Genomic DNA, 22869 nt, shown 5'->3' on the forward strand with positions numbered 1-22869 from the left:
ACGGCTCCTGTTTAAGTTAAGACTTTGTTTGCTCTGACTTGCCACCGTTCGCGGCTTGTTGTTGATTGTCAGATGTTACTTCCTGCGCTTTTACCTGCACGCCAGGGCGAACTTTTTGCAAACCAGAGATAATGACGCGATCGCCAGATTTAAGTCCGTCAGTGACCACCCATTTATCGCCAATCGCCTGACTGGCAACGATTTGACGGGTTTCCACTTTGTCATCAGCACCCACAACCAGCGCAGTCGCATCACCACGTGGCGTACGGGTTACGCCTTGTTGCGGTACCAGTAACGCAGTAGGGTTGGTCCCTTCTTCCAGACGCGCGCGGACAAACATCCCCGGCAGTAAGGTGTGATCCGGGTTAGGGAAGACGGCGCGGATGGTGATAGAACCGGTGGTCTGGTCGACGGTTACGTCTGAAAATTCAAGCGTACCGGTCTGTGGGAATTTGATACCGTCACTGGTCACCAGCTCGACTTTCGCCTTGCCGTTTTCCTGTTTCAGCGTTCCGTTAGCCAGTTCTTGTTTCAGGCGCAAGAAGTCGTTGCTCGACTGCGTCACGTCAACATAGATAGGATCGAGCTGTTGCACGGTTGCCAGCGCTGTCGCCTGACCGTTCTGCACCAATGCGCCTTCCGTCACGGCAGATTTACCAATACGGCCGCTAATCGGAGAGGTCACTTTGGTGTATGCCAGGTTAATGCGCGCCGTTTCGACTGCGGCTTTCGCGGCAACCACGGAGGCATTCGCCTGTTGCGCATCGGCCAGCGCCTGATCGTAATCTTGTTGACTGATGTACTGCGTTCCCAGCAGCTTTTTATAACGGTTAACCGTTACCTGAGCGATGTTGGCAGCGGCCTGTGCTTTCGCAAGGTCGCCTTTCGCGCTTTCATAAGTGGCTTGATAAGTCGCAGGATCAATCTGATAGAGAGACACTCCTGCTTCGATATCACTACCTTCCTCGAAATTACGCTTCAGGATAATACCGCTCACCTGAGGGCGAACTTCCGCAATACGGAAAGCACTGGTGCGACCTGGGAGTTCAGTTGTGATCTGTAGAGGTTCGGTTTTGAGCGTCACAACCCCAACTTCTGGCATCTGCTGGCCCCCTTGTTGGGCCTGTTTGTCGTCACATCCTGTAAGCGCTAAGCTGCCTGAGAGCATCAGAACGACCGCCAGAGGCGTAAACCCTCTGTTTTTGTTCATATGTAAACCTCGAGTGTCCGATTTCAAATTGATCAATGGTCAAAAGTCCACAAACCCATTGCTGCGTTTATATTATCGTCGTGCTATGGTACATACATCCATAAATGTATGTAAATCTAACACCTGTAAATTCACCGACATATGGCACGAAAAACCAAACAACAAGCGCAGGAAACACGACAACACATCCTGGATGTAGCGCTACGGTTGTTCTCACAGCAAGGGGTATCTTCCACCTCGCTGGCGGAGATTGCAAAAGCCGCTGGCGTCACTCGCGGTGCAATCTATTGGCATTTCAAAAACAAGTCGGATTTATTTAGTGAAATCTGGGAACTATCAGAATCCAGTATTGGTGAGCTTGAGACTGAGTATCAGGCAAAATTCCCCGACGATCCACTATCAGTGTTAAGAGAAATACTCGTTCATCTCCTTGAATCTACCGTGACAGAAGAACGGCGACGTTTATTGATGGAGATTATATTCCACAAATGTGAATTTGTGGGAGAAATGACTATAGTTCAGCAAGCGCAAAGAAACATCTGTCTCGAAAGCTATGATCGTATCGAACAAACATTAACGCATTGTATTAATTCAAAAATGTTGCCTGAAAATTTGCTTACGCGCCGGGCGGCGGTGATGATGCGCGCCACGGTTTCAGGCCTGATGGAAAACTGGCTCTTCGCCCCGCAATCTTTTGATCTCAAAAAAGAAGCGCGGGATTACGTTGCCGTGTTACTGGAAATGTTAACATTTTGTCCCACACTGCGGTCGGCAGGGCCTGACGCTACGGCCTGATGCGACTCCAGGAATTATCCTGGACGGTTTCTCTGCCGCTATTCTGTCTGACTGAGCCGTGATATTCTTGCGCGTTGACTATCTTCGGTCGTCTTTTCGGTTCAGAAACCTTCATTCACATGACTATGTTGCAGCTCTATAAACGTGTACAGCACCTTGTTTTCATTACGGTGGCTGTTTTCATCTTGATGCTGTCCTGCCAATCTTTGGCGCTTGCCCGCGCGTCGTCAAACAGCGATTTGCCGTCGAAGGCGGACGTTCAAAGCCAGCTGGATACGCTCAATAAGCAGAAAGACCTTTCCGCGCAGGATAAACTGGTTCAGCAAGATCTTCTCGAGACCATCGCAACGCTGGAAAAAATCGAGCGGGTGAAAGACGAGACGACTCAGCTACGTCAGCGCGTGGCACAGGCGCCGGAAAAAATGCGTCAGGCGACAGAAGCCCTGAGCGCCCTCAGCGATGTGGATAATGATGATGAAACGCGTAAGACGCTCAGTACGCTTTCATTACGCCAGTTAGAACTGCGCGTGGCGCAGGTACTGGATGATTTACAGAACGCGCAAAACGATCTCGCCACCTATAACAGCCAGTTGGTATCTCTGCAAACGCAGCCCGAGCGTGTACAAAATGCGATGTACACGGCCTCTCAACAACTTCAGCAGATCCGTAACCGACTGGATGGCACCAATGTGGGCGAAGCGGCGTTGCGACCCACTCAGCAGGTGCTTTTACAGGCGCAGCAGACGCTACTGAATGCCCAAATCGATCAACAACGTAAAAGCCTGGAAGGCAATACGGTGTTGCAGGACACCCTGCAAAAGCAGCGCGATTACGTCACCGCAAACAGCAACCGGCTTGAGCATCAATTGCAGTTACTGCAGGAGGCGGTGAATAACAAACGTTTGACCTTAACGGAAAAGACGGCGCAGGAGGCCATTTCGCCGGATGAAACCGCGCGGATCCAGGCCAATCCGCTGGTGAAACAGGAGCTGGAAATCAACCATCAGCTCAGCCAGCGCCTGATCACTGCGACGGAAAATGGCAATTCGCTGATGCAGCAGAACATCAAGGTCAAAAACTGGCTGGACCGTGCGCTGCAATCCGAACGCAACATCAAAGAACAAATCGCGGTGCTGAAAGGCAGCCTGCTGCTGTCGCGTATTCTCTATCAACAGCAGCAAACTCTGCCGTCGGCAGATGAACTCTCAGATATGACCAACCGCATTGCGGACCTGCGTCTGGAGCAGTTCGAAGTCAACCAACAGCGTGACGCGCTGTTCCAGAACGATGCATTCGTGGCCAAGCTGGAAGAAGGCCACAGTAATGAAGTGAATGACGAAGTCCACGACGCGCTGTTGCAGGTTGTCGATATGCGCCGCGAACTGCTGGATCAACTCAACAAGCAGTTGGGTAATCAGCTCATGATGGCCATTAACCTGCAAATAAATCAGCAGCAGTTAATGAGCGTTTCGAAAAGCCTGAAAGAGATCCTGACCCAGCAAATCTTCTGGGTGAACAGTAACCGGCCAATGGACTGGGACTGGATCAAAGCCTTCCCGCAGTCGCTGAAAGATCAGTTCAAGTCGATGAAAATTACGGTGAACTGGGAAAAAGCGTGGCCGGCGGTGTTTATCGCCTTCCTGGCCGGGCTGCCGCTACTGCTGATTGCCGGGCTGATTCGCTGGCGTCTGAAGTGGCTGAAAGCGTATCAACAGAAACTCGCTGCTGCAGTGGGGTCTTTGCGCAATGACAGCCAGTTGAACACGCCGAAAGCGATTCTGATCGACCTGATCCGCGCGCTGCCGGTGTGCCTGCTGATCCTGGCCGCCGGCCTGATTTTGCTGACCATGCAACTGAACATCAGCGATCTGCTGTGGGCATTCAGTAAAAAGCTGGCAATCTTCTGGCTGGTCTTCGGCCTGTGCTGGAAAGTGCTCGAAAAAGACGGGGTGGCGATTCGCCATTTCGGTATGCCAGCGCAACTGACCAGCCACTGGCGTCGCCAGATTGTGCGCATCAGCCTGGCGCTGCTGCCGTTGCACTTCTGGTCCGTGGTGGCTGAACTTTCTCCACTGCATCTGATGGACGATGTGCTGGGGCAGGCGATGATTTTCCTCAACCTGCTGCTGATTGCGTTTCTGGTGTGGCCGATGTGCCGCGAAAGCTGGCGGGATAAAGAGTCGCATGGTCTGCGCCTGGTGACGATCACTATCCTGTCAATCATCCCGATTGCGCTGATGGTGCTGACGGCAACCGGCTACTTCTACACCACGCTGCGACTGTCGGGCCGCTGGATTGAGACCGTTTATCTGGTCATCATCTGGAACCTGCTCTACCAGACGGTGCTGCGCGGGTTAAGCGTCGCGGCGCGGCGTATTGCCTGGCGTCGTGCGCTGGCGCGTCGTCAGAATCTGGTGAAGGAAGGGGCCGAAGGGGCGGAGCCGCAGGAAGAACCGACCATCGCGCTGGAGCAGGTGAACCAGCAAACGCTGCGTATCACGATGCTGCTGATGGTTTCACTGTTCGCGGTCATGTTCTGGGCAATTTGGTCCGATCTGATCACCGTGTTCAGCTATCTCGACAGCATTACGCTCTGGCACTACAACGGCACCGAAGCGGGTGCTGCGGTAGTGAAAAGCGTGACGATGGGCAGCCTGCTGTTTGCCATTATCGCCTCGATGGTGGCCTGGGCATTGATCCGCAACTTGCCGGGTCTGCTGGAAGTGCTGGTGCTGTCGCGTCTGAAAATGCGCCAGGGGGCGTCGTACGCCATCACCACAATTCTTAACTACATCATCATTGCCGTAGGGGCGATGACGGTCTTCGGTTCGCTCGGCGTGTCGTGGGATAAACTGCAGTGGCTGGCGGCGGCCTTATCGGTCGGTCTCGGTTTCGGCTTGCAGGAGATCTTCGGTAACTTTGTCTCGGGTCTGATCATTTTGTTCGAACGTCCGGTGCGGATTGGCGATACGGTAACGATCGGCACGTTCTCTGGTACCGTCAGCAAGATCCGTATCCGTGCGACCACCATTACCGATTTCGATCGCAAAGAGGTGATCATCCCGAACAAGGCGTTTGTCACCGAGCGCCTGATCAACTGGTCGCTGTCCGATACCACCACCCGTCTGGTGATCCGCCTCGGCGTGGCTTACGGTTCAGATCTGGATAAAGTGAAGAAAGTCCTGCTTCAGGCCGCGCTGGAGCATCCGAAAGTGATGCACGATCCCGAGCCGGCGGTCTTCTTCACCACCTTCGGCGCCAGTACTCTGGATCACGAGCTGCGTCTGTACGTGCGCGAACTGCGCGATCGTAGCCATACGGTTGATGAACTGAACCGGTCTATCGATCGCCTGTGCCGTGAAAACAACATTGATATTGCCTTTAACCAGCTTGAAGTGCATCTGCGCAATGAGAAGGGCGATGAGGTGACGGAAGTTAAACGTGAGATCAAAGGCGACGATCCGACGCCTGCGGTGGGCTAACCCCTCACGTCGTCAAAAGGCAGCTCACTTCTGTGCTGAAGTGAGCTGTTCTATTTTCCTTTCATAATCCTGCTTTATGATTTCCAGCGCTTTCAGCACCGTGGCGGGGGCGACCTGGTTTTCTTCCAGCAGGACAATCAAATCGACGGCCAGTTTGACCTCGTCCGGGGCGTTTTCAAGTGACATAGCGTCTCCAGGGATTAGCGGGTTAAACGCGCCAGAACACGTTCAATATTGTCGAGCGCCTTACGACAGCGCGCCAGACGACCTTCATAGATTTCCACTTCGCGTTGCAGCGTTTGTTGCTCGTCCAGGCGGGTGGCCTGAGCCAGTCTCGCCTTGCGTTGCGCGGTCATTTCCTGCAAACGTCGTTCAAATTCCTGATGCTGGATGCGCCTGCGCTGCCAGCGTGCCAGGCCCGGCGAGGCGCTGTCCCACTCCCGGAGTGACCAACTGGCGGTTTCGCGGGAGATAGCTTCCAGTTGCGACGCCAGATGCTCCGCAAGCCAGGCAACCTGCGGTAGTTGCTGCTGCTCAACCGCCTGACGCAACGCCTGAAGATGGCCTTCTGCTTCTTCGAGGCAGGCCTGAATAAGGGTGCTGCGGGTCTGAAAAAGATGACGATCGAAGCGGGCGCTGAGTGTGGCATGCTGCGCCATCGGCGCGCAGCGTTGGCGCAGGAGAGCGAGCTGATCGTCCAGCTTTTGCAGCAGCATGGCGGTTTTCAATTTAACACTCCGATGAAAATGATAACTGTTATGCTAAAGTAGCGTTCTGGTTTGCGATATGCCTTTATTATGCAACGAATCCTTTTAATCATCACGGGTTGGCTGGCGGTTGTATTGGGGACACTGGGCGTCGTGTTACCTGTATTGCCGACGACACCGTTTATCTTACTGGCAGCCTGGTGTTTTGCCCGCTCATCGCCGCGTTTCCATGACTGGTTACTCTACCGCTCGTGGTTTGGCAGCTATTTGCGATTCTGGCAGAAATATAAGGCCATGCCGGCTGGCGTTAAGCCCCGCGCGATCGTGATGATCCTCATTACCTTCGCCATATCGCTGTGGCTGACGCCGATGTGGTGGGTGCGGATCCTGCTGCTGGTGATCCTGGTCTGTCTGCTGATATTTATGTGGCGAATACCGGTGATTGACGAAAAGCAACAAAAGCACTGAAGCGCAATAATCGCGGTTGCAATTGCGGGCGGTAGCCAGTAAATTCGACCGTTTTCGAGCACAGGCGCGCCGGGTCAAATTAATGTTGACCTTCTATTCTATATACACACTGTCATTCAAGGTACATCGAGGCGGTAACTGAATGAATCTCTGAGCTTACATCAGTAAGTGACTGGGATGAATGAAGGCAGCCAACAAAGAGGCAGCTTGAAGGATGAAGTGTATAGTGCGCCGTGAAGTAACACCGTATTAATCAGGCACAAACTTATGACCGCGACTGCACAGCAGCTTGAGTTTCTCAAAAATAGCATTAAAAGCATTCAGGACTACCCGAAACCGGGCATTCTTTTCCGTGATGTCACCAGCTTACTGGAAGATCCGAAAGCTTACGCGCTCAGCATCGAATTGCTGGTTGAGCGTTACAAAAATGCAGGCATTACCAAAGTTGTCGGTACCGAAGCACGCGGCTTTCTGTTTGGCGCGCCGGTAGCGTTGGGTCTGGGCGTTGGCTTTGTGCCAGTGCGTAAACCGCGCAAACTGCCGCGTGAAACGATCGCTGAAAGCTACGAACTGGAATATGGCACCGATCAGCTGGAAATCCACGTTGATGCGATCCAGGCGGGTGACAAAGTGTTGGTGGTTGACGATCTGCTGGCGACCGGCGGCACGATTGAAGCGACCGTGAAACTGATCCGTCGCCTGGGTGGCGAAGTGACCGACGCGGCGTTCATCATCAATCTGTTTGACCTCGGTGGCGAACAGCGCCTGGCGCAACAGGGCATCAACTGCTATAGCCTGGTTCCCTTCCCGGGACACTGATTCAGGCTGTCCACGTCTGAAGCAATAGCAAGAGACATGACCTCGCTGAATGGGCGAGGTTGTGTTAGCATTCCCCCCTATGAATCCACCTTCCAGCGTTTCAGAGCCAGCCAATGAGTTATCAGGTTTTAGCCCGAAAATGGCGCCCACAAACCTTTGCTGACGTCGTCGGCCAGGAACATGTGCTGACCGCACTGGCGAACGGCTTGTCGTTAGGGCGTATTCACCACGCATATCTTTTTTCCGGTACCCGGGGTGTCGGTAAAACCTCTATTGCCCGTCTGCTGGCAAAGGGGCTGAATTGCGAAACCGGCATTACCGCCACGCCGTGCGGCGTGTGTGATAACTGCCGTGAAATCGAGCAGGGGCGGTTTGTCGATCTGATTGAGATCGATGCCGCTTCGCGCACCAAAGTTGAAGATACCCGGGATCTGCTGGACAACGTCCAGTACGCGCCAGCGCGCGGCCGATTCAAAGTCTATCTGATCGACGAAGTGCACATGCTGTCTCGCCACAGTTTTAACGCACTGCTCAAAACGCTTGAGGAGCCTCCCTCACACGTCAAATTTCTGCTGGCGACGACCGATCCGCAGAAGCTGCCGGTGACCATTTTGTCCCGCTGTCTGCAGTTTCATCTCAAGGCGCTGGATGTTGATCAGATCCGCCATCAGCTTGAGCACATTCTTAACGAAGAGCAGATCGCCCACGAGCCGCGCGCGCTGCAACTGCTTTCCCGTGCGGCGGATGGCAGCCTGCGTGATGCGCTGAGTCTGACGGATCAGGCGATTGCCAGCGGTGATGGTCAGGTTTCCACCCAGGCGGTGAGTGCGATGCTCGGCACACTGGATGACGATCAGGCTCTGTCGCTGGTTGAAGCGGTGATAGCCGCCGACGGCGAGAGGGTAATGACGCTGGTCAACGAGGCCGCTGCGCGAGGTATTGAGTGGGAAGCGCTGCTGGTCGAAATGCTTGGCCTGCTGCATCGTATCGCGTTGGTTCAGCTCTCTCCTGCTGCGCTGGGCAGCGACATGGCGGCGATTGAAGTGCGCATGCGTGAACTGGCGCGCACCGTGCCGCCTGCGGACGTCCAGCTTTATTACCAGACGCTGCTGATTGGCCGTAAAGAACTGCCGTACGCGCCGGACAGGCGCATGGGCGTTGAAATGACCTTATTGCGGGCGCTGGCGTTTCACCCGCGTATGCCGCTTGCGGAACCCGAGGTTCCGCGACAATCGTTTGCCCCTGTTGCGCCAACGGCGGTGATGACGCCGACGCAGGTGCCACAGCAGTCAGCACCTGCGCAGCAAACCCCGGCAGTGCCCCTGCCGGAATCCACCAGTCAGGTACTGGCGGCGCGCAACCAACTGCAACGTGCGCAGGGAGCAACCAAAGCAAAAAAGAGTGAACCGGCAGCCGCACCCCGCGCGCGGCCGGTGAATAACGCTGCGCTGGAAAGACTGGCTTCGGTATCAGAACGCGTGCAGGCTCGTCCTGCGCCGTCTGCACTCGAACAAGCGCCAGCGAAGAAAGAAGCTTATCGCTGGAAGGCGACGACGCCCGTTGTTGAAGTGAAAGAGGTGGTGGCGACGCCGAAGGCGCTGAAGAAAGCGCTGGAGCATGAGAAAACGCCGGAGCTGGCCGCCAAGCTGGCGGCGGAAGCGATTGAACGCGACCCGTGGGCGGCGCAGGTGAGTCAGCTTTCACTGCCAAAACTGGTTGAGCAGGTCGCGCTCAATGCCTGGAAAGAAGAAAATGGTAATGCGGTCTGTCTGCATTTACGTTCCAGTCAGCGGCACCTGAATTCCAGCGGTGCGCAGCAAAAGCTGGCGGAAGCGTTGAGTGCGCTTGCGGGATCAGCGGTTGAACTGACCATCGTAGAAGATGATAATCCGGCGGTGCGAACGCCGCTGGAGTGGCGTCAGGCGATTTATGAAGAGAAACTTGCGCAGGCGCGCGAGTCGATAGTTGCGGATAACAACATCCAGACCCTGCGTCGATTCTTCGATGCGGATCTGGATGAAGAGAGTATCCGCCCCATTTGATCGTAAGCGACGCTTATGATTGTCATCCCTTAACGTGATTGAGAGAGAAGCCTATGTTTGGTAAAGGCGGTCTGGGTAACCTGATGAAGCAGGCCCAGCAGATGCAGGAAAAAATGCAGCAGATGCAGGAAGAAATCGCCAAGCTGGAAGTGACCGGTGAATCCGGCGCGGGTCTGGTGAAAGTGACCATCAACGGTGCGCATAACTGCCGTCGTGTGGAGATCGACCCAACCCTGCTCGAAGATGACAAAGATATGCTGGAAGATCTGGTTGCTGCCGCATTCAACGATGCTGCCCGTCGCATTGAAGAGACCCAGAAAGAGAAGATGGCCTCTGTTTCCTCCGGTATGCAACTGCCGCCAGGCTTTAAGATGCCGTTCTGATGCAAACCAGCCCGCTGTTAACTCAGCTTATGGAAGCACTGCGCTGTCTGCCGGGCGTTGGCCCGAAGTCGGCGCAGCGCATGGCGTTTACGCTGCTTCAGCGTGACCGCAGCGGCGGGATGCGCCTGGCGCAAGCGCTCACCCGAGCGATGTCGGAAATCGGCCACTGTGCCGATTGCCGCACCTTCACCGAGCAGGATGTCTGCAATATTTGTTCGAATCCGCGTCGTCGGGAAAACGGCCAGATTTGCGTGGTCGAGAGTCCGGCGGATATCTACGCGATTGAGCAGACCGGGCAGTTTTCCGGGCGCTACTTCGTGCTGATGGGGCATTTGTCACCGCTCGACGGTATCGGGCCGGATGATATCGGTCTCGACAGACTCGAGCAGCGCCTCTCTTCAGAGCAGCTCAGTGAAGTGATACTCGCGACTAACCCGACGGTTGAAGGGGAAGCCACGGCGAACTACATTGCTGAGCTCTGCGCGCAATATGGCGTTGATGCCAGCCGTATCGCCCACGGCGTGCCGGTCGGCGGTGAACTGGAGATGGTGGACGGCACCACGCTGTCGCATTCTCTGGCAGGACGTCACAAGATTAAATTCTGACCAAACGGAGGTTGCACTCGCGACCTCCGCTTGAAATCCCCCACGGTTGTCCCCATTTCCCTCTCAACGTGTTTTTTACCATTAAAAATGGCATTGTTGAGGTAGATCTACATGAAAGGACAAGAAACTCGTGGGTTTCAGTCAGAGGTAAAACAGCTTCTGCATCTGATGATCCATTCTCTGTATTCCAATAAAGAAATCTTCCTGCGTGAGCTTATCTCTAACGCCTCCGATGCGGCAGACAAGCTGCGTTTTCGCGCGCTGTCGAACCCGGACCTCTATGAAGGTGACGGTGAACTGCGTGTGCGCGTCTCCTTCGATAAAGATAAGCGTACGTTGACCATTGCCGATAACGGCGTGGGGATGAACCGTGATGACGTTATCGATCACCTGGGGACCATTGCGAAGTCCGGGACCAAATCTTTCCTCGAATCTATGGGATCCGATCAGGCGAAAGACAGCCAACTGATCGGTCAGTTTGGGGTGGGCTTCTATTCCGCGTTTATCGTGGCGGATAAAGTGACCGTCCGCACCCGCGCGGCGGGCGACAAGCCGGAAAATGGCGTGTTCTGGGAGTCGGCGGGTGAAGGTGAGTACACCGTTGGCGATATCACCAAAGACGATCGCGGAACGGAAATCACGCTGCATTTGCGTGAAGGGGAAGACGAGTTCCTCGATGACTGGCGCGTACGTTCCATCATCAGCAAATATTCCGACCATATCGCGCTGCCGGTTGAGATTGAAAAACAGGAAGAGAAAGACGGCGAAACCGTCGTTTCCTGGGAGAAAATCAACAAAGCGCAGGCGCTGTGGACCCGTAACAAGTCGGAAATCAAAGACGACGAGTACAACGAGTTTTACAAGCATATCGCGCACGATTTTACCGATCCGCTGACCTGGAGCCACAACCGTGTGGAAGGGAAGCAGGAGTACACCAGCCTGCTGTATATCCCGTCTCAGGCACCGTGGGACATGTGGAACCGCGATCACAAGCACGGCCTGAAGCTGTATGTTCAGCGCGTCTTTATCATGGACGACGCCGAGCAGTTTATGCCGAACTACCTGCGCTTTGTGCGCGGTCTGATCGATTCTAACGATCTGCCGCTGAACGTCTCTCGTGAAATTCTGCAGGACAGCACGGTAACCCGCAATCTGCGTAGCGCATTGACCAAACGTGTTCTGCAGATGCTGGAAAAACTGGCGAAAGACGATGCGGAAAAATACCAGACCTTCTGGCAGCAGTTCGGTCTGGTGATGAAAGAAGGGCCGGCGGAAGACCACGCTAACCAGGAAACCATCGCCAAACTGATGCGTTTCGCGTCGACGCATACCGACTCTTCTGCGCAGACAGTCTCTCTGGAAGACTACGTCTCCCGCATGAAAGAAGGGCAGGAGAAGATTTACTACATCACCGCCGACAGCTATGCGGCGGCGAAGAGCAGTCCGCACCTGGAACTGCTGCGTAAGAAAGGCATCGAAGTGCTGCTGCTCTCCGATCGCATTGACGAGTGGATGATGAACTACCTGACCGAGTTTGACGGTAAGGCGTTCCAGTCCGTCGCCAAAGCGGACGAGTCTATCGACAAGTTGGCCGATGAGGTAGATGAAAGCGCGAAAGAAGCGGAAAAAGCGCTGACACCGTTCGTTGAGCGCGTGAAAAACCTGCTGGGCGACCGCGTGAAAGACGTGCGTCTGACGCACCGTCTGACCGATACGCCAGCGATTGTCACCACCGATGCGGACGAAATGAGCACGCAGATGGCGAAACTGTTTGCGGCGGCGGGTCAGAACGTGCCGGAAGTGAAATACATCTTTGAACTCAACCCGGATCACGTGCTGGTGAAACGCACCGCGGATACCGAGGACGACGCGAAGTTCAACGAGTGGGTTGAACTGCTGCTGGATCAGGCACTGTTTGCCGAGCGCGGCACGCTGGAAGATCCGAACCAGTTCATCCGTCGTATGAACCAGCTGCTGGTTTCCTGATAACGGCTTGTAGTGCCAGATGGCGCTGACGCTTATCCGGCCTACGGTTAAATCTGCTTTTGTAATGCCGGATGGCGCTGACGCTTATCTGGCCTACGGTTAAATTTGCTTTTGTAGGCCGGATAAGGTGCTTGCACCGCCATCCGGCTTTTTTTCGCGCATTTTCCCCTCATTAACCGTTTCAGCCTTACCCCGCTTCCTTGAGACAAATGCGTGATGGTGGTATCGTTTAGCGCTTTTTTAAAAATATCGACAACCTTTAAGGGGATTTTCGTAATGCGTATCATTCTGCTTGGCGCTCCGGGCGCGGGTAAAGGAACTCAGGCTCAGTTCATCATGGAGAAGTATGGTATTCCGCAAATCTCCACCGGTGATATGCTGCGTGCCGCCGTGAAATCTGGCTCCGAGCTGGGCAAACAAGCGAAAGACATCATGGACGCCGGCAAGCTGGTGACCGATGAGCTGGTGATCGCGCTGGTAAAAGAGCGTATCGCGCAGGAAGATTGCCGTAACGGTTTTCTGTTAGATGGTTTTCCACGCACGATTCCGCAGGCTGACGCCATGAAAGAAGCGGGCATCGTGGTGGATTATGTTCTCGAATTCGACGTACCGGATGAGCTGATCGTTGACCGTATCGTGGGTCGTCGCGTGCACGCTGCGTCTGGCCGTGTTTACCACATCAAATTCAACCCGCCGAAAGTGGAAGGTAAAGACGATGTGACCGGTGAAGAGCTGACTACCCGTAAAGACGACCAGGAAGAGACCGTGCGTAAACGTCTGGTGGAATACCATCAGATGACGGCGCCGCTGATTGGTTACTACCAGAAAGAAGCGGCCGCGGGTAACACCCAATACGCGAAAGTTGACGGGACTCAGGCCGTCGCTGAAGTGCGCATGGCGCTGGAAAAAATCCTCGGTTAAGGCCGTTCTGCCGGATGGCGGTGCAAGCACCTTATCCGACCTACAACTGTATTCCTGCTTTGTAGGCCGGATAAGCGCAGCGCCATCAAGCAATGGGTGGCGGATGGCGGCGTAAACACCTTATTCGACCTACCGGCATCGTTAGCGCCATCAGGCAAATTCTCGTCTTACCTCTCGCAGCAATTAGTTCTTCTTACTCGCTTTTCCGCTACAATTATCAACAATTTGAATCGATAAGAGGCGGTAATGCGTCAGACGAAAACCGGTATCCTGCTGGCTAATCTTGGGACCCCCGATGCCCCCACTCCGGCGGCGGTAACACGCTATCTTCGGCAATTCTTGAGCGATAAACGCGTCGTCGATACGCCTCGTGTGTTGTGGTGGCCGCTGCTGCGCGGCGTTATTTTGCCGCTGCGCGCCCCGCGCGTGGCAAAGCTTTATCAGTCTGTCTGGATGGAAGGCGGCTCGCCGCTGATGGTCTACAGCCGTCAACAGCAGCAGGCGCTTGCCGCGCGCTTACCGGATACGCCGGTTGCGCTGGGCATGAGCTACGGCTCGCCGTCGCTGGAAAGCGCAGTGGACGAGCTGCTGGCGAACCACGTTGATCACATTGTCGTGTTGCCGTTGTACCCGCAATATTCCTGCTCAACCGTGGCCGCCGTCTGGGATGAACTGGCGCGGATTCTGGAACGTAAACGCCGTATTCCGGGCCTGTCGTTTATTCGCGATTATGCCGATGACAGCGCCTATATCGACGCGCTGGCGAGCAGTGCGCGTGCCTCGTTTGCTGAACACGGTGAACCGGATTTACTGCTGCTGTCATATCACGGTATCCCCCAGCGTTTTGCTGACGAAGGCGACGACTATCCGCAGCGCTGTCGCGACACCACCCGTGAACTGGTCTCTGCACTCGGCCTGCCGCCGGAAAAAGTGATGATGACCTTCCAGTCGCGCTTTGGTCGTGAGCCGTGGCTGACGCCTTACACTGACGAAACGCTGAAGATGTTAGGTGAGAAGGGGACGGGGCATGTTCAGGTGATGTGTCCGGGCTTCGCGGCAGATTGCCTGGAGACGCTGGAAGAAATTGCGGTGCAGAATAAAGAAGTCTTCCTCGAAGCGGGCGGCAAAAAGTATGAATATATTCCGGCGCTGAATGCCGCACCGGAACATATCGATATGATGCTGAAACTGACGGCCGCGTATCGCTAACTAACGCAGCGCGTTTATCTGCTGGGTAAAGAAGCGTGCGCCATCGCGTAATGCGTCATCGGCGGCGTTCATCATGCGCGAATAGTGCAGAAAGGCGTGCAGCGTGCCGGGATACATTTTGTATTCGCAGGGCTGCTGGCGCGCCGCCAGCGTCTGGAAGAGCAGACGACTGTCGTCGATCAGCGGGTCAAACTCCGCACCGGCGATAAAGCAGGGCGGCACTTCGTGCGTCAGGTCGTTGTTAAACAGGCAATAGTACGGCGACTCGCGATCGTCGACATTACGCAGATACGCTTTTTCGTACATCTCCAAATCCCGGCGGCTGAGGCCATCCCAGTCGCCGCCCATCAGCCGACGGCTCACCGAGTCCTGTAGGCCATACAGGCCGTACCACAACAGCACCCCGGCTACGTTGCCGCAGGATATGTGCTTATCGCGCAGCCACAGCGCGCTGGCGAGCGCCAGCATCGCGCCAGCGGAATCACCGGCAAAACCAATTCGCGTCATATTCAACTGATAGTCGTCCGCCTGCTGATGAAAAAACTGACAGGCGGCAACGGTCTCTTCTATGGCTTGCGGAAAGCGGGCTTCAGGCGAGAGCGAATAGTCGACGCCAATGACCGTGCACCGGGTATAGCTTGCCAGCAGGCGCATGATGCGGTCATGGGTATCCAGATTGCCGAGAATAAAACCGCCGCCGTGCAGATAGAACAGCGTTGCCTGACTGTCTGGCGCTGGGCTGTACAGGCGTGTTGTCACCTCTCCCCAGCGCGTGGGGATGGCACATTCACGCGTTGGCATCTGCGGTGCGTCCGCGTTCCAGAAGCGGCGCTCAAGAATGTAGTGTTGGCGCATGGCTGCCACGTCATCGGCGGACGGCCAGGGCGGCAGATCGTCCTGTCGGACATTCAGCACCGCTCTCATCTCGTCTGAAATGCGCGCCAGTACGGGAAGTTTGTTTTCCGGTTTCATAAAACGCTCCTTGTGAAATCGGCTCATTGTAAAAACTTCCGCCGTGGAAACTGCGATCCGTTCGTCCGATATTGAAACTCTGTCGTCACAAGGGGAATGTGCTACCATTCACCGCTCCGTTAGCCACCCGTAAAAACAGTCATGAAATTTCCCGGTAAACGCAAATCCAAACACTATTTCCCCGTCAACGCACGCGATCCGCTGCTGCAACAAATCCAGACTGAAAATGAAACCAGCGCCGCATGGGTGGTGGGGATTGACCAGACGCTGGTGGATATTGAAGCGAAAGTGGATGATACGTTTGTGCAACGTTATGGGCTGAGCGCCGGGCATTCACTGGTGATTGAGGATGATGTGGCGGAGGCGTTGTATCGGGAACTGGTGCGTGACAATCTGGTAACCCATCAGTTTGCCGGCGGGACCATTGGTAACACCATGCACAACTACTCCGTACTGGCCGATGACCGCTCGGTGTTGCTGGGCGTAATGTGCAGCAACATTGAAATTGGCAGTTACGCCTACCGCTACTTGTGCAACACCTCCAGCCGTACTGACCTCAACTATCTGCAGGGCGTTGACGGGCCGATTGGCCGCTGCTTTACCCTGATTGGCGAGTCCGGCGAGCGTACCTTTGCCATCAGCCCTGGGCACATGAATCAGCTACGTGCAGAAAGCATTCCTGAATCAGTGATTGCCGGGGCGTCAGCGCTGGTGCTGACGTCCTATCTGGTGCGCTGTAAGCCGGGAGAGCCGATGCCGGAAGCCACCATGAAGGCCATTGAGTATGCCAAAAAGCACAATGTGCCGGTCGTGCTGACGCTCGGGACCAAATTTGTTATCGCCGATAACCCGCAGTGGTGGCAGGATTTCCTGAAAGAGAACGTCTCAATTCTGGCGATGAATGAAGAAGAAGCCGAAGCGTTGACCGGTGAAAACGATCCGCTGCTGGCGTCTGACAAAGCGCTGGACTGGGTCGATCTGGTCTTGTGTACTGCCGGACCGGTAGGGCTGTACATGGCGGGTTTTACCGAAGAGGAAGCCAAACGCAAAACCCAGCATCCGCTACTGCCGGGGGCAATTGCCGAATTCAATCAGTATGAATTTAGCCGCGCCATGCGTCATAAAGATTGTCGTAATCCGTTGCGCGTCTATTCTCATATCGCTCCGTATATGGGCGGCCCGGAAAAGATCATGAATACCAACGGCGCAGGCGACGGCGCGCTGGCGGCGCTGCTGCACGATATTACCGCCAACAGCTACCACCGTTCGAATGTACCGAATTCCAGCAAGCATACGTTCACCTGGCTGACCTATTCGTCATTAGCCCAGGTGTGCAAATATGCCAATCGTGTGAGTTATCAGGTACTGAACCAGCACTCCCCGCGTCTGACGCGTGGGCTGCCGGAGCGTGAGGATAGCCTCGAAGAGTCGTACTGGGATCGTTAAGTCATTGTGCCGGATGGCGGCGTAAACGCCTTATCCGGCCTACTGCTACCATTATCTGTGTAATCACGTAGGCCTGATAAGCGAAGCGCCATCAGGCAAACGAGCCGATGCAACGACGGTCACCCCGTCACCACTTCACCCGCAGGCGGCGTTTCCAGCAGTTCCAGCATGGTACGGGCGATTTCACGCTCGCCCATCACCACCTGGTTGGCGCCGCGTTCGGTAATGTACTCCACCTCATCGTCATAATGCGCACGGGCGATAATCTCAATATTCGGGCACTTCTCGCGGGCAGAGGCAACAATTTCGCCGGCCTCATAGCCGTTCGGGATGGTAAGGATCAGCCAGCGGGCGCAATCCAGGTGCGCCAGAGCCATAATTTCTTCATTGGCAGCATTTCCCAGCACCGCGCGGATCCCACGTTCACGCAGCTCATCCACGCGCGTGCGTGACGTTTCGATAACCACTAACGGCATACCTGCCGCCATCAGTTTTTCGCCGAGCAGACTGCCAACGCGACCAAAGCCGACCAGCAGCGCATGGTTGCAGATATCCACCGGAATTTGCTTCTCTTCCTCGATGGCCTCTTCCAGCGTCTGTTCTTCCAGCGTCTCGGTTTTTGCCAGGTATTTTTCCAGCAGGGCAAACAGCACCGGGTTGAGCATAATTGACAGAATCGCCCCCGCCAGCACCAGATTTTGCCCTTCCTGCGGCAGCAGGTTCAGCGCCATCCCCAGACCGGCGAGAATAAAGGCGAACTCCCCGATCTGCGCCAGGCTGGCGGCGATGGTCAGCGCGGTACGCGGCGAGTGACCAAACAGACGCACCAGGAAGAAGGCGGCGACAGACTTACCAAAGATAATGATGGCAAGCGTTGCCAGCACGGCCAGCGGCTGTTGGATCAGAATCAGCGGATCAAACAGCATGCCGACGGAGACAAAGAACAGGACGGCAAACGCGTCGCGCAGCGGCAGGGTATCGTGGGCCGCACGGTGGCTCAGTTCCGATTCATTCAGTACCATCCCGGCAAAGAATGCGCCCAGCGCGAAGGAGACGTCGAACAGTTCCACGGCGCCGAAAGCGATACCCAATGCCAGTGCCAGCACGGAAAGGGTAAACAGCTCGCGGGAGCCGGTGGCCGCACTGCGGGCCATAATCCACGGCACCAGACGGCGACCCACCAGCATCATAATGGCAATAAAGGCGACAACTTTACCAATGGTAATGCCCATGTCGACCGCCAGAGAGGCGAAACCGACGTTGCCTTTTTCCACCATCCCGGCCACGGCGGGCAGCAGTACCAGCGTCAGCACCATCACCAAATCTTCAACAATCAGCCAGCCGATGGCAATCTGCCCTCGTTGACTGTCGACCAACTGTCGTTCTTCAAGCGCACGCAACAGCACCACGGTACTGGCGGTTGAAAGACATAAACCAAAGACGATACCGGTCATCAGTGACCAGCCCATCATGGCGGAAAGGGCCATACCCAACAGCGTCGCCACGGCTATCTGAGCGATCGCGCCGGGAATGGCTATCGACTTTACCGCCATCAGATCCTTCAGTGAAAAGTGCAGACCGACGCCGAACATCAGCAAAATAACGCCAAGCTCAGCAAGCTCCGGCGCAAGTTTGGTATCAGCCACAAAGCCTGGGGTAAAAGGTCCGGCCAGAACGCCCGCTAACAGATATCCCACCAGAGGAGAAATACGCAGTTTGTTGGCAAGCATGCCGAGTATAAAAGCGAGCACAAGGCCGCCAACAATGGTGGTGATAAGCGGGGTGGCGTGATGCATTCCGTCTCCTTTGGTAGCTGATTTCCAAAATTCCAGGTAATAGTTTATGACAATTTTGATTATTATGTTTATGAATAATTGTTGAATTTTGAAGAAAACTGCAATTTGAGGCGAAAAAGGCACGGATCGGAAAACGAATGGGCAGGAGACAGAGCAAAGGCTTATGGTTACAGGCGTAGCGTGCGGCTAAAGTTTAGCTTTAGCCGCAGGAAACTCAGGCTTTATGTCGGTTATCAGGTAAGAATATGGTCAGTATCCCCAGAAGTGGTAGGAAAGCACAGATTTTATAGACTAATTCGATGCTGGTATGGTCCGCGAGCAGGCCTAACACAGCGGCTCCCAGGCCACCCATCCCGAAGGCAAAGCCAAAAAACAGACCAGAAACCATGCCGATACGACCCGGTAGCAGCTCCTGAGCATAGACCAGAATGGCGGAAAATGCGGATGCGAGGATAAAACCAATGATCACCGTTAAAATACCGGTCCAGTGCAGGGTGGCATAAGGCAAAATCAGCGTAAACGGCGCGACACCGAGGATAGAGCCCCAAATCACATATTTTCTACCAATCTTATCGCCTAAAGGCCCGCCAATTACCGTTCCTGCCGCGACCGCAAACAGGAAGGCAAAGAGATGAAATTGCGCGTTTTGTACCGATAATCCGAATTTTTGCATCAGATAAAAGGTGTAATAGCTGCTGATACTCGCCATATAGAAGTATTTCGAGAAAATCAGGATTAGCAGGACGCTGACAGCGAGGACGACCTTATTATGCGGCAGTGGATTGATAACTGTCGCTTTGGGTTTGCCCTTGCTCATACGATGCTGTGCGGCGTACCAGCGGCTGATTTGCGCCAGTACCACAATCGCCAGCAGGGCGGCGAGGACAAACCAGGCCACGTTACCTTTGCCGTAAGGGGCGATGATCACCGCCGCCAACAAGGGGCCGAGGGAACTGCCGAAGTTACCGCCCACCTGGAAGATGGACTGGGCAAGGCCGTGACGTCCGCCCGAGGCCATGCGCGCCACACGGGAGGATTCCGGATGAAATACCGAAGAGCCGGTCCCGACCAGCGCCGCGGCCAACAGCACGGTACCGAAACTGCCCGCCAGCGCCAACAGCACCAGACCGCTCAGCGTAAAGCACATGCCAATTGGCAGCGACCATGGCATCGGGTACTTATCGGTCCAGTAGCCGACCACCGGTTGCAGTAGCGAAGAGGCCAACTGGAAAGTCAGGGTGATCATCCCTATCTGCATAAAGGTCAGTGAAAATTCGGACTGTAATAGCGGATAGATCGCCAGAATTAACGACTGGATCATATCGTTAAGCAGGTGAGAAAGGCTGATCGCGCCTAAAATGCCGAACGACGTACGCGCTTTAGCGACTGGCGCAGACGCACCAGGTGCTGGCTGGGTTTGTTCACTCATTGCCATAGAAAGTCACTTCTGTCTGATTTGCGATGTAGGGGAATATCGTCATTGTGATTATTACCTGACTAACATACCTGCGGACGAGGTTTGAAGGAAGTCTCAATTCTGAAAACTTATTCGACTATTATTTCAGATAATTGTAATTTCTGCGGTTGAAATGGAGTCAGGGAGAGAAACATGAAATTTTTGAAACGGGGTGTGGCGTTAGCACTGTTCGCCGCATTCACGCTGGCAAGTCAGCCTGCTCAGGCTTATGAAAAAGATAAAACCTATAAAATCACCATTCTGCATACCAACGATCACCATGGCCATTTCTGGCGCAGCGAATACGGCGAGTACGGTCTCTCGGCGCAAAAAACGCTGGTGGACGGTATCCGTCGCGAGGTGGCTTCCGAAGGGGGCAGCGTCCTGCTGTTGTCCGGTGGGGACATCAACACCGGCGTTCCCGAATCAGATCTACAGGATGCTGAGCCTGACTTTCGTGGGATGAACCTGATGGGCTATGACGCGATGGCGGTTGGCAACCACGAATTTGATAATCCGCTTACCGTCCTGCGTCAGCAGGAGAAGTGGGCGAAGTTCCCGTTTCTCTCGGCCAACATCTACCAGAAAAGTACCGGCGAGCGCCTGTTTAAACCCTGGGCCATCTTTACGCGCCAGGATCTGAAAATCGCGGTTATCGGTCTGACCACCGATGACACGGCGAAGATCGGCAACCCTGAATTTTTCACCGACATTGAATTCCGCAAGCCAGCGGAAGAGGCAAAGGTGGTAATTCAGGAATTGCAGATGAATGAAAAGCCTGACGTCATTATTGCAACCACCCACATGGGGCACTATGACAACGGCAACCACGGCTCGAACGCGCCGGGCGACGTCGAAATGGCGCGTAGTCTGCCCGCCGGAGCGCTGGCGATGATTGTGGGTGGTCACTCACAGGACCCGGTGTGCATGGCAGAAGAAAACAAGAAACAGGTGGATTATGTGCCCGGTACGCCGTGCGCGCCGGACAAACAGAACGGGATCTGGATTGTGCAGGCTCACGAGTGGGGAAAATATGTTGGTCGTGCGGACTTTGAGTTCCGTAACGGCGAGATGAAAATGGTCAACTATCAGCTGATCCCGGTGAACCTGAAGAAGAAAGTGACCTGGGAAGACGGGAAAAGTGAGCACGTACTTTACACCCCGGAAATCGCTGAGAATGCGCAGATGCTCTCGCTGCTGTCACCGTTCCAGAATAAAGGAAAAGCCCAGTTGGATGTGAAAATCGGTGCGGTGAATGACCGACTGGAAGGCGATCGTAGCAAGGTCCGCTTTGTGCAGACCAACATGGGACATCTTATTCTGGCTGCGCAAATGGCGCGCACCGGTGCGGATTTCGGCGTCATGAGCGGCGGTGGGATTCGTGACTCGATCGAAGCCGGGGATATCACCTATAAAAGCGTGCTGAAGGTACAACCGTTCGGCAACGTGGTGGTGTATGCCGATATGAACGGCAAGGACGTGACGGACTACCTGACGGCCGTGGCGCAGATGAAGCCGGATTCCGGCGCTTATCCGCAGTTTGCTAACGTCAGTTTTGTCGCGAAAGGCGGCAAACTCAACGATCTGAAAATTAACGGCGAGCCGGTTGACCCGGCGAAAACCTACCGTATGGCGACGCTCAGTTTTAACGCGACGGGGGGCGACGGCTATCCGCGTATTGATAACAAACCGGGGTACGTCAACACCGGGTTTATCGATGCGGAAGTGCTGAAGGAATACATCCAAAAAAATTCACCGCTGGATGCCAGTGCGTATGAGCCGAAGGGGGAAGCCAACTGGCAATAACAGGGGGAGTGCCGGATGGCGGTGCTGGTACTTTATCCGGCCTACAGGTCAGTGCGGTTTCCAGGCCTGATAAGCGTAGCGCCGTCAGGCCATCATTCTAAAATCGCTTAGTCCCGGCGGGCGATATCGGCGAATTTAGCCTCCAGAATAGTGGCTAAATCTCCCGCCGCCAGTTCAATGTCCAGTCCGCGTTTGCCGCCTGAGACAAAAATGGTGTCAAACGTCTGGGCTGGCGCATCGATAAGCGTCGGCAGGCGTTTTTTCTGTCCCAGCGGGCTAATGCCGCCGACCAGATATCCGGTTGTACGTTGCGCCACCAGCGGATCGGCCATATCGACTTTTTTCGCGCCGAGCGCTTTGGCGACTTTTTTCAAATCCAGTTGTCCAGCGACCGGCGTAACCGCAACCGCCAGATGTTTCATATCGCCATTCACCGCGACCAGCAGCGTTTTGTACACCCGATCGGCATTAAACCCTAATTTGCGCACCACCTCATCACCGAAGTTGGTTTCGGCGGGATCGTGATCGTAGGTGTGGATCCTGAACGTAATGTTGTTTTTTTCGAGTAATTTAACTGCGGGTGTCATAGTAATTTTTCCTGGCTAAACCAAATGACAAGTCAAGCGTACCTCTGATGATTGTCTAAAAAATAGTACCATCTTGCGCAATTATGTTGGCAGGATGCAGAGTTTGAGCGACAATCGACATACACCGACGCGTTAAGCGGCGGCATAATAATAATGATGAAATTCCTCTTTGACGGGCC

20 protein-coding genes and 1 other annotated feature are annotated in these 22869 nt (G+C 54.7%); of the genes, 12 read left to right on the forward strand and 8 right to left on the reverse strand.

Going from position 1 to position 22869, the window contains the following annotated elements:
- Window positions 1-16: 16 nt before the first annotated feature.
- Window positions 17-1210, reverse strand: a complete 1194-nt coding sequence (acrA, locus tag ACERJC_RS01130) for a multidrug efflux RND transporter periplasmic adaptor subunit AcrA (RefSeq protein ID WP_152405625.1) — start codon at window positions 1208-1210, stop codon at window positions 17-19.
- Window positions 1211-1351: 141 nt separating this feature from the next.
- On the opposite strand from acrA, the gene acrR reads away from it, so the two are divergent.
- Together acrR and mscK are read left to right on the forward strand one after the other, a co-directional pair.
- Window positions 1352-2005: a multidrug efflux transporter transcriptional repressor AcrR gene (acrR, locus tag ACERJC_RS01135; RefSeq protein ID WP_178824267.1), complete on the forward strand. Its 654-nt coding sequence runs from the start codon at window positions 1352-1354 to the stop codon at window positions 2003-2005.
- A 119-nt stretch (window positions 2006-2124) separates the two neighbouring features.
- Complete coding sequence (gene mscK, locus ACERJC_RS01140; RefSeq protein WP_373670844.1) at window positions 2125-5487, forward strand: mechanosensitive channel MscK; 3363 nt, start codon at window positions 2125-2127, stop codon at window positions 5485-5487.
- 24 nt (window positions 5488-5511) lie between these two features.
- On the opposite strand, the gene rsmS is transcribed toward mscK, so the two are convergent.
- Together rsmS and priC are read right to left on the reverse strand one after the other, a co-directional pair.
- Complete coding sequence (gene rsmS / locus ACERJC_RS01145; protein ID WP_152405623.1) at window positions 5512-5673, reverse strand: pleiotropic regulatory protein RsmS; 162 nt, start codon at window positions 5671-5673, stop codon at window positions 5512-5514.
- Window positions 5674-5687: 14 nt separating this feature from the next.
- Window positions 5688-6215, reverse strand: a complete 528-nt coding sequence (priC, locus tag ACERJC_RS01150) for a primosomal replication protein N'' (RefSeq protein WP_187696638.1) — start codon at window positions 6213-6215, stop codon at window positions 5688-5690.
- Window positions 6216-6284: 69 nt separating this feature from the next.
- On the opposite strand from priC, the gene ACERJC_RS01155 reads away from it, so the two are divergent.
- The 6 genes from ACERJC_RS01155 (at window position 6285) to htpG (ending at window position 12497) form a co-directional block, all read left to right on the forward strand.
- Window positions 6285-6662: a DUF454 family protein gene (locus tag ACERJC_RS01155; RefSeq protein ID WP_152405622.1), complete on the forward strand. Its 378-nt coding sequence runs from the start codon at window positions 6285-6287 to the stop codon at window positions 6660-6662.
- A 267-nt stretch (window positions 6663-6929) separates the two neighbouring features.
- Window positions 6930-7481 carry an adenine phosphoribosyltransferase gene (gene apt, locus ACERJC_RS01160; protein WP_046477047.1) on the forward strand — a complete coding sequence of 184 codons (552 nt, stop codon included), beginning with the start codon at window positions 6930-6932 and terminating at the stop codon, window positions 7479-7481.
- Window positions 7482-7594: 113 nt separating this feature from the next.
- Window positions 7595-9523, forward strand: a complete 1929-nt coding sequence (gene dnaX / locus ACERJC_RS01165; RefSeq protein ID WP_373670845.1) for a DNA polymerase III subunit gamma/tau — start codon at window positions 7595-7597, stop codon at window positions 9521-9523.
- Window positions 8856-8920: a sequence feature (DnaX frameshifting element), on the forward strand. Its footprint overlaps the gene before it by 65 nt.
- A gap of 53 nt (window positions 9524-9576) precedes the next feature.
- Complete coding sequence (locus ACERJC_RS01170; RefSeq protein ID WP_373670846.1) at window positions 9577-9906, forward strand: YbaB/EbfC family nucleoid-associated protein; 330 nt, start codon at window positions 9577-9579, stop codon at window positions 9904-9906.
- Complete coding sequence (gene recR, locus ACERJC_RS01175; RefSeq protein WP_152405620.1) at window positions 9906-10511, forward strand: recombination mediator RecR; 606 nt, start codon at window positions 9906-9908, stop codon at window positions 10509-10511. The genes ACERJC_RS01170 and recR overlap by 1 nt, the downstream gene beginning before the upstream one ends.
- Window positions 10512-10622: 111 nt before the next feature.
- On the forward strand, window positions 10623-12497 hold the full coding sequence (gene htpG / locus ACERJC_RS01180) for a molecular chaperone HtpG (RefSeq protein ID WP_373670847.1): 1875 nt from the start codon (window positions 10623-10625) through the stop codon (window positions 12495-12497).
- Window positions 12498-12544: 47 nt separating this feature from the next.
- On the opposite strand, the gene ACERJC_RS01185 is transcribed toward htpG, so the two are convergent.
- A complete protein-coding gene (locus ACERJC_RS01185) occupies window positions 12545-12784 on the reverse strand; it encodes a hypothetical protein (protein WP_373670848.1) in 240 nt (79 codons plus the stop codon).
- On the opposite strand from ACERJC_RS01185, the gene adk reads away from it, so the two are divergent.
- Together adk and hemH are read left to right on the forward strand one after the other, a co-directional pair.
- Window positions 12774-13418, forward strand: a complete 645-nt coding sequence (adk, locus tag ACERJC_RS01190; RefSeq protein WP_373670849.1) for an adenylate kinase — start codon at window positions 12774-12776, stop codon at window positions 13416-13418. The genes ACERJC_RS01185 and adk overlap by 11 nt on opposite strands.
- Before the next feature lie 246 nt (window positions 13419-13664).
- Window positions 13665-14627, forward strand: a complete 963-nt coding sequence (gene hemH / locus ACERJC_RS01195) for a ferrochelatase (protein ID WP_152405616.1) — start codon at window positions 13665-13667, stop codon at window positions 14625-14627.
- Here the strand turns inward: hemH and aes are convergent, their stop codons facing one another.
- Window positions 14628-15599, reverse strand: a complete 972-nt coding sequence (gene aes, locus ACERJC_RS01200) for an acetyl esterase (RefSeq protein WP_373670850.1) — start codon at window positions 15597-15599, stop codon at window positions 14628-14630.
- Between the two features lie 141 nt (window positions 15600-15740).
- On the opposite strand from aes, the gene gsk reads away from it, so the two are divergent.
- Window positions 15741-17045, forward strand: coding sequence for an inosine/guanosine kinase (gene gsk, locus ACERJC_RS01205; protein WP_152405614.1), 1305 nt, complete (start codon window positions 15741-15743; stop codon window positions 17043-17045).
- A gap of 119 nt (window positions 17046-17164) precedes the next feature.
- On the opposite strand, the gene ybaL is transcribed toward gsk, so the two are convergent.
- Together ybaL and fsr are read right to left on the reverse strand one after the other, a co-directional pair.
- Window positions 17165-18841 (reverse strand): YbaL family putative K(+) efflux transporter, encoded by a 1677-nt coding sequence (ybaL, locus tag ACERJC_RS01210; protein ID WP_284554161.1) that lies wholly within the window; start codon window positions 18839-18841, stop codon window positions 17165-17167.
- Between the two features lie 214 nt (window positions 18842-19055).
- The gene (gene fsr / locus ACERJC_RS01215) at window positions 19056-20276 is read right to left on the reverse strand and encodes a fosmidomycin MFS transporter (RefSeq protein WP_152405612.1); all 1221 of its coding nucleotides are present in this window, start codon (window positions 20274-20276) and stop codon (window positions 19056-19058) included.
- A 174-nt stretch (window positions 20277-20450) separates the two neighbouring features.
- On the opposite strand from fsr, the gene ushA reads away from it, so the two are divergent.
- Window positions 20451-22103 (forward strand): bifunctional UDP-sugar hydrolase/5'-nucleotidase UshA, encoded by a 1653-nt coding sequence (gene ushA / locus ACERJC_RS01220; protein WP_373670851.1) that lies wholly within the window; start codon window positions 20451-20453, stop codon window positions 22101-22103.
- 107 nt (window positions 22104-22210) lie between these two features.
- Here ushA and ybaK read toward each other — a convergent pair whose 3' ends face one another.
- Window positions 22211-22690 (reverse strand): Cys-tRNA(Pro)/Cys-tRNA(Cys) deacylase YbaK, encoded by a 480-nt coding sequence (gene ybaK / locus ACERJC_RS01225; RefSeq protein WP_373670852.1) that lies wholly within the window; start codon window positions 22688-22690, stop codon window positions 22211-22213.
- Window positions 22691-22869: the final 179 nt, after the last annotated feature.

Source organism: Citrobacter telavivensis (assembly GCF_041807075.1).
Classification (GTDB): domain Bacteria; phylum Pseudomonadota; class Gammaproteobacteria; order Enterobacterales; family Enterobacteriaceae; genus Citrobacter_A; species Citrobacter_A telavivensis.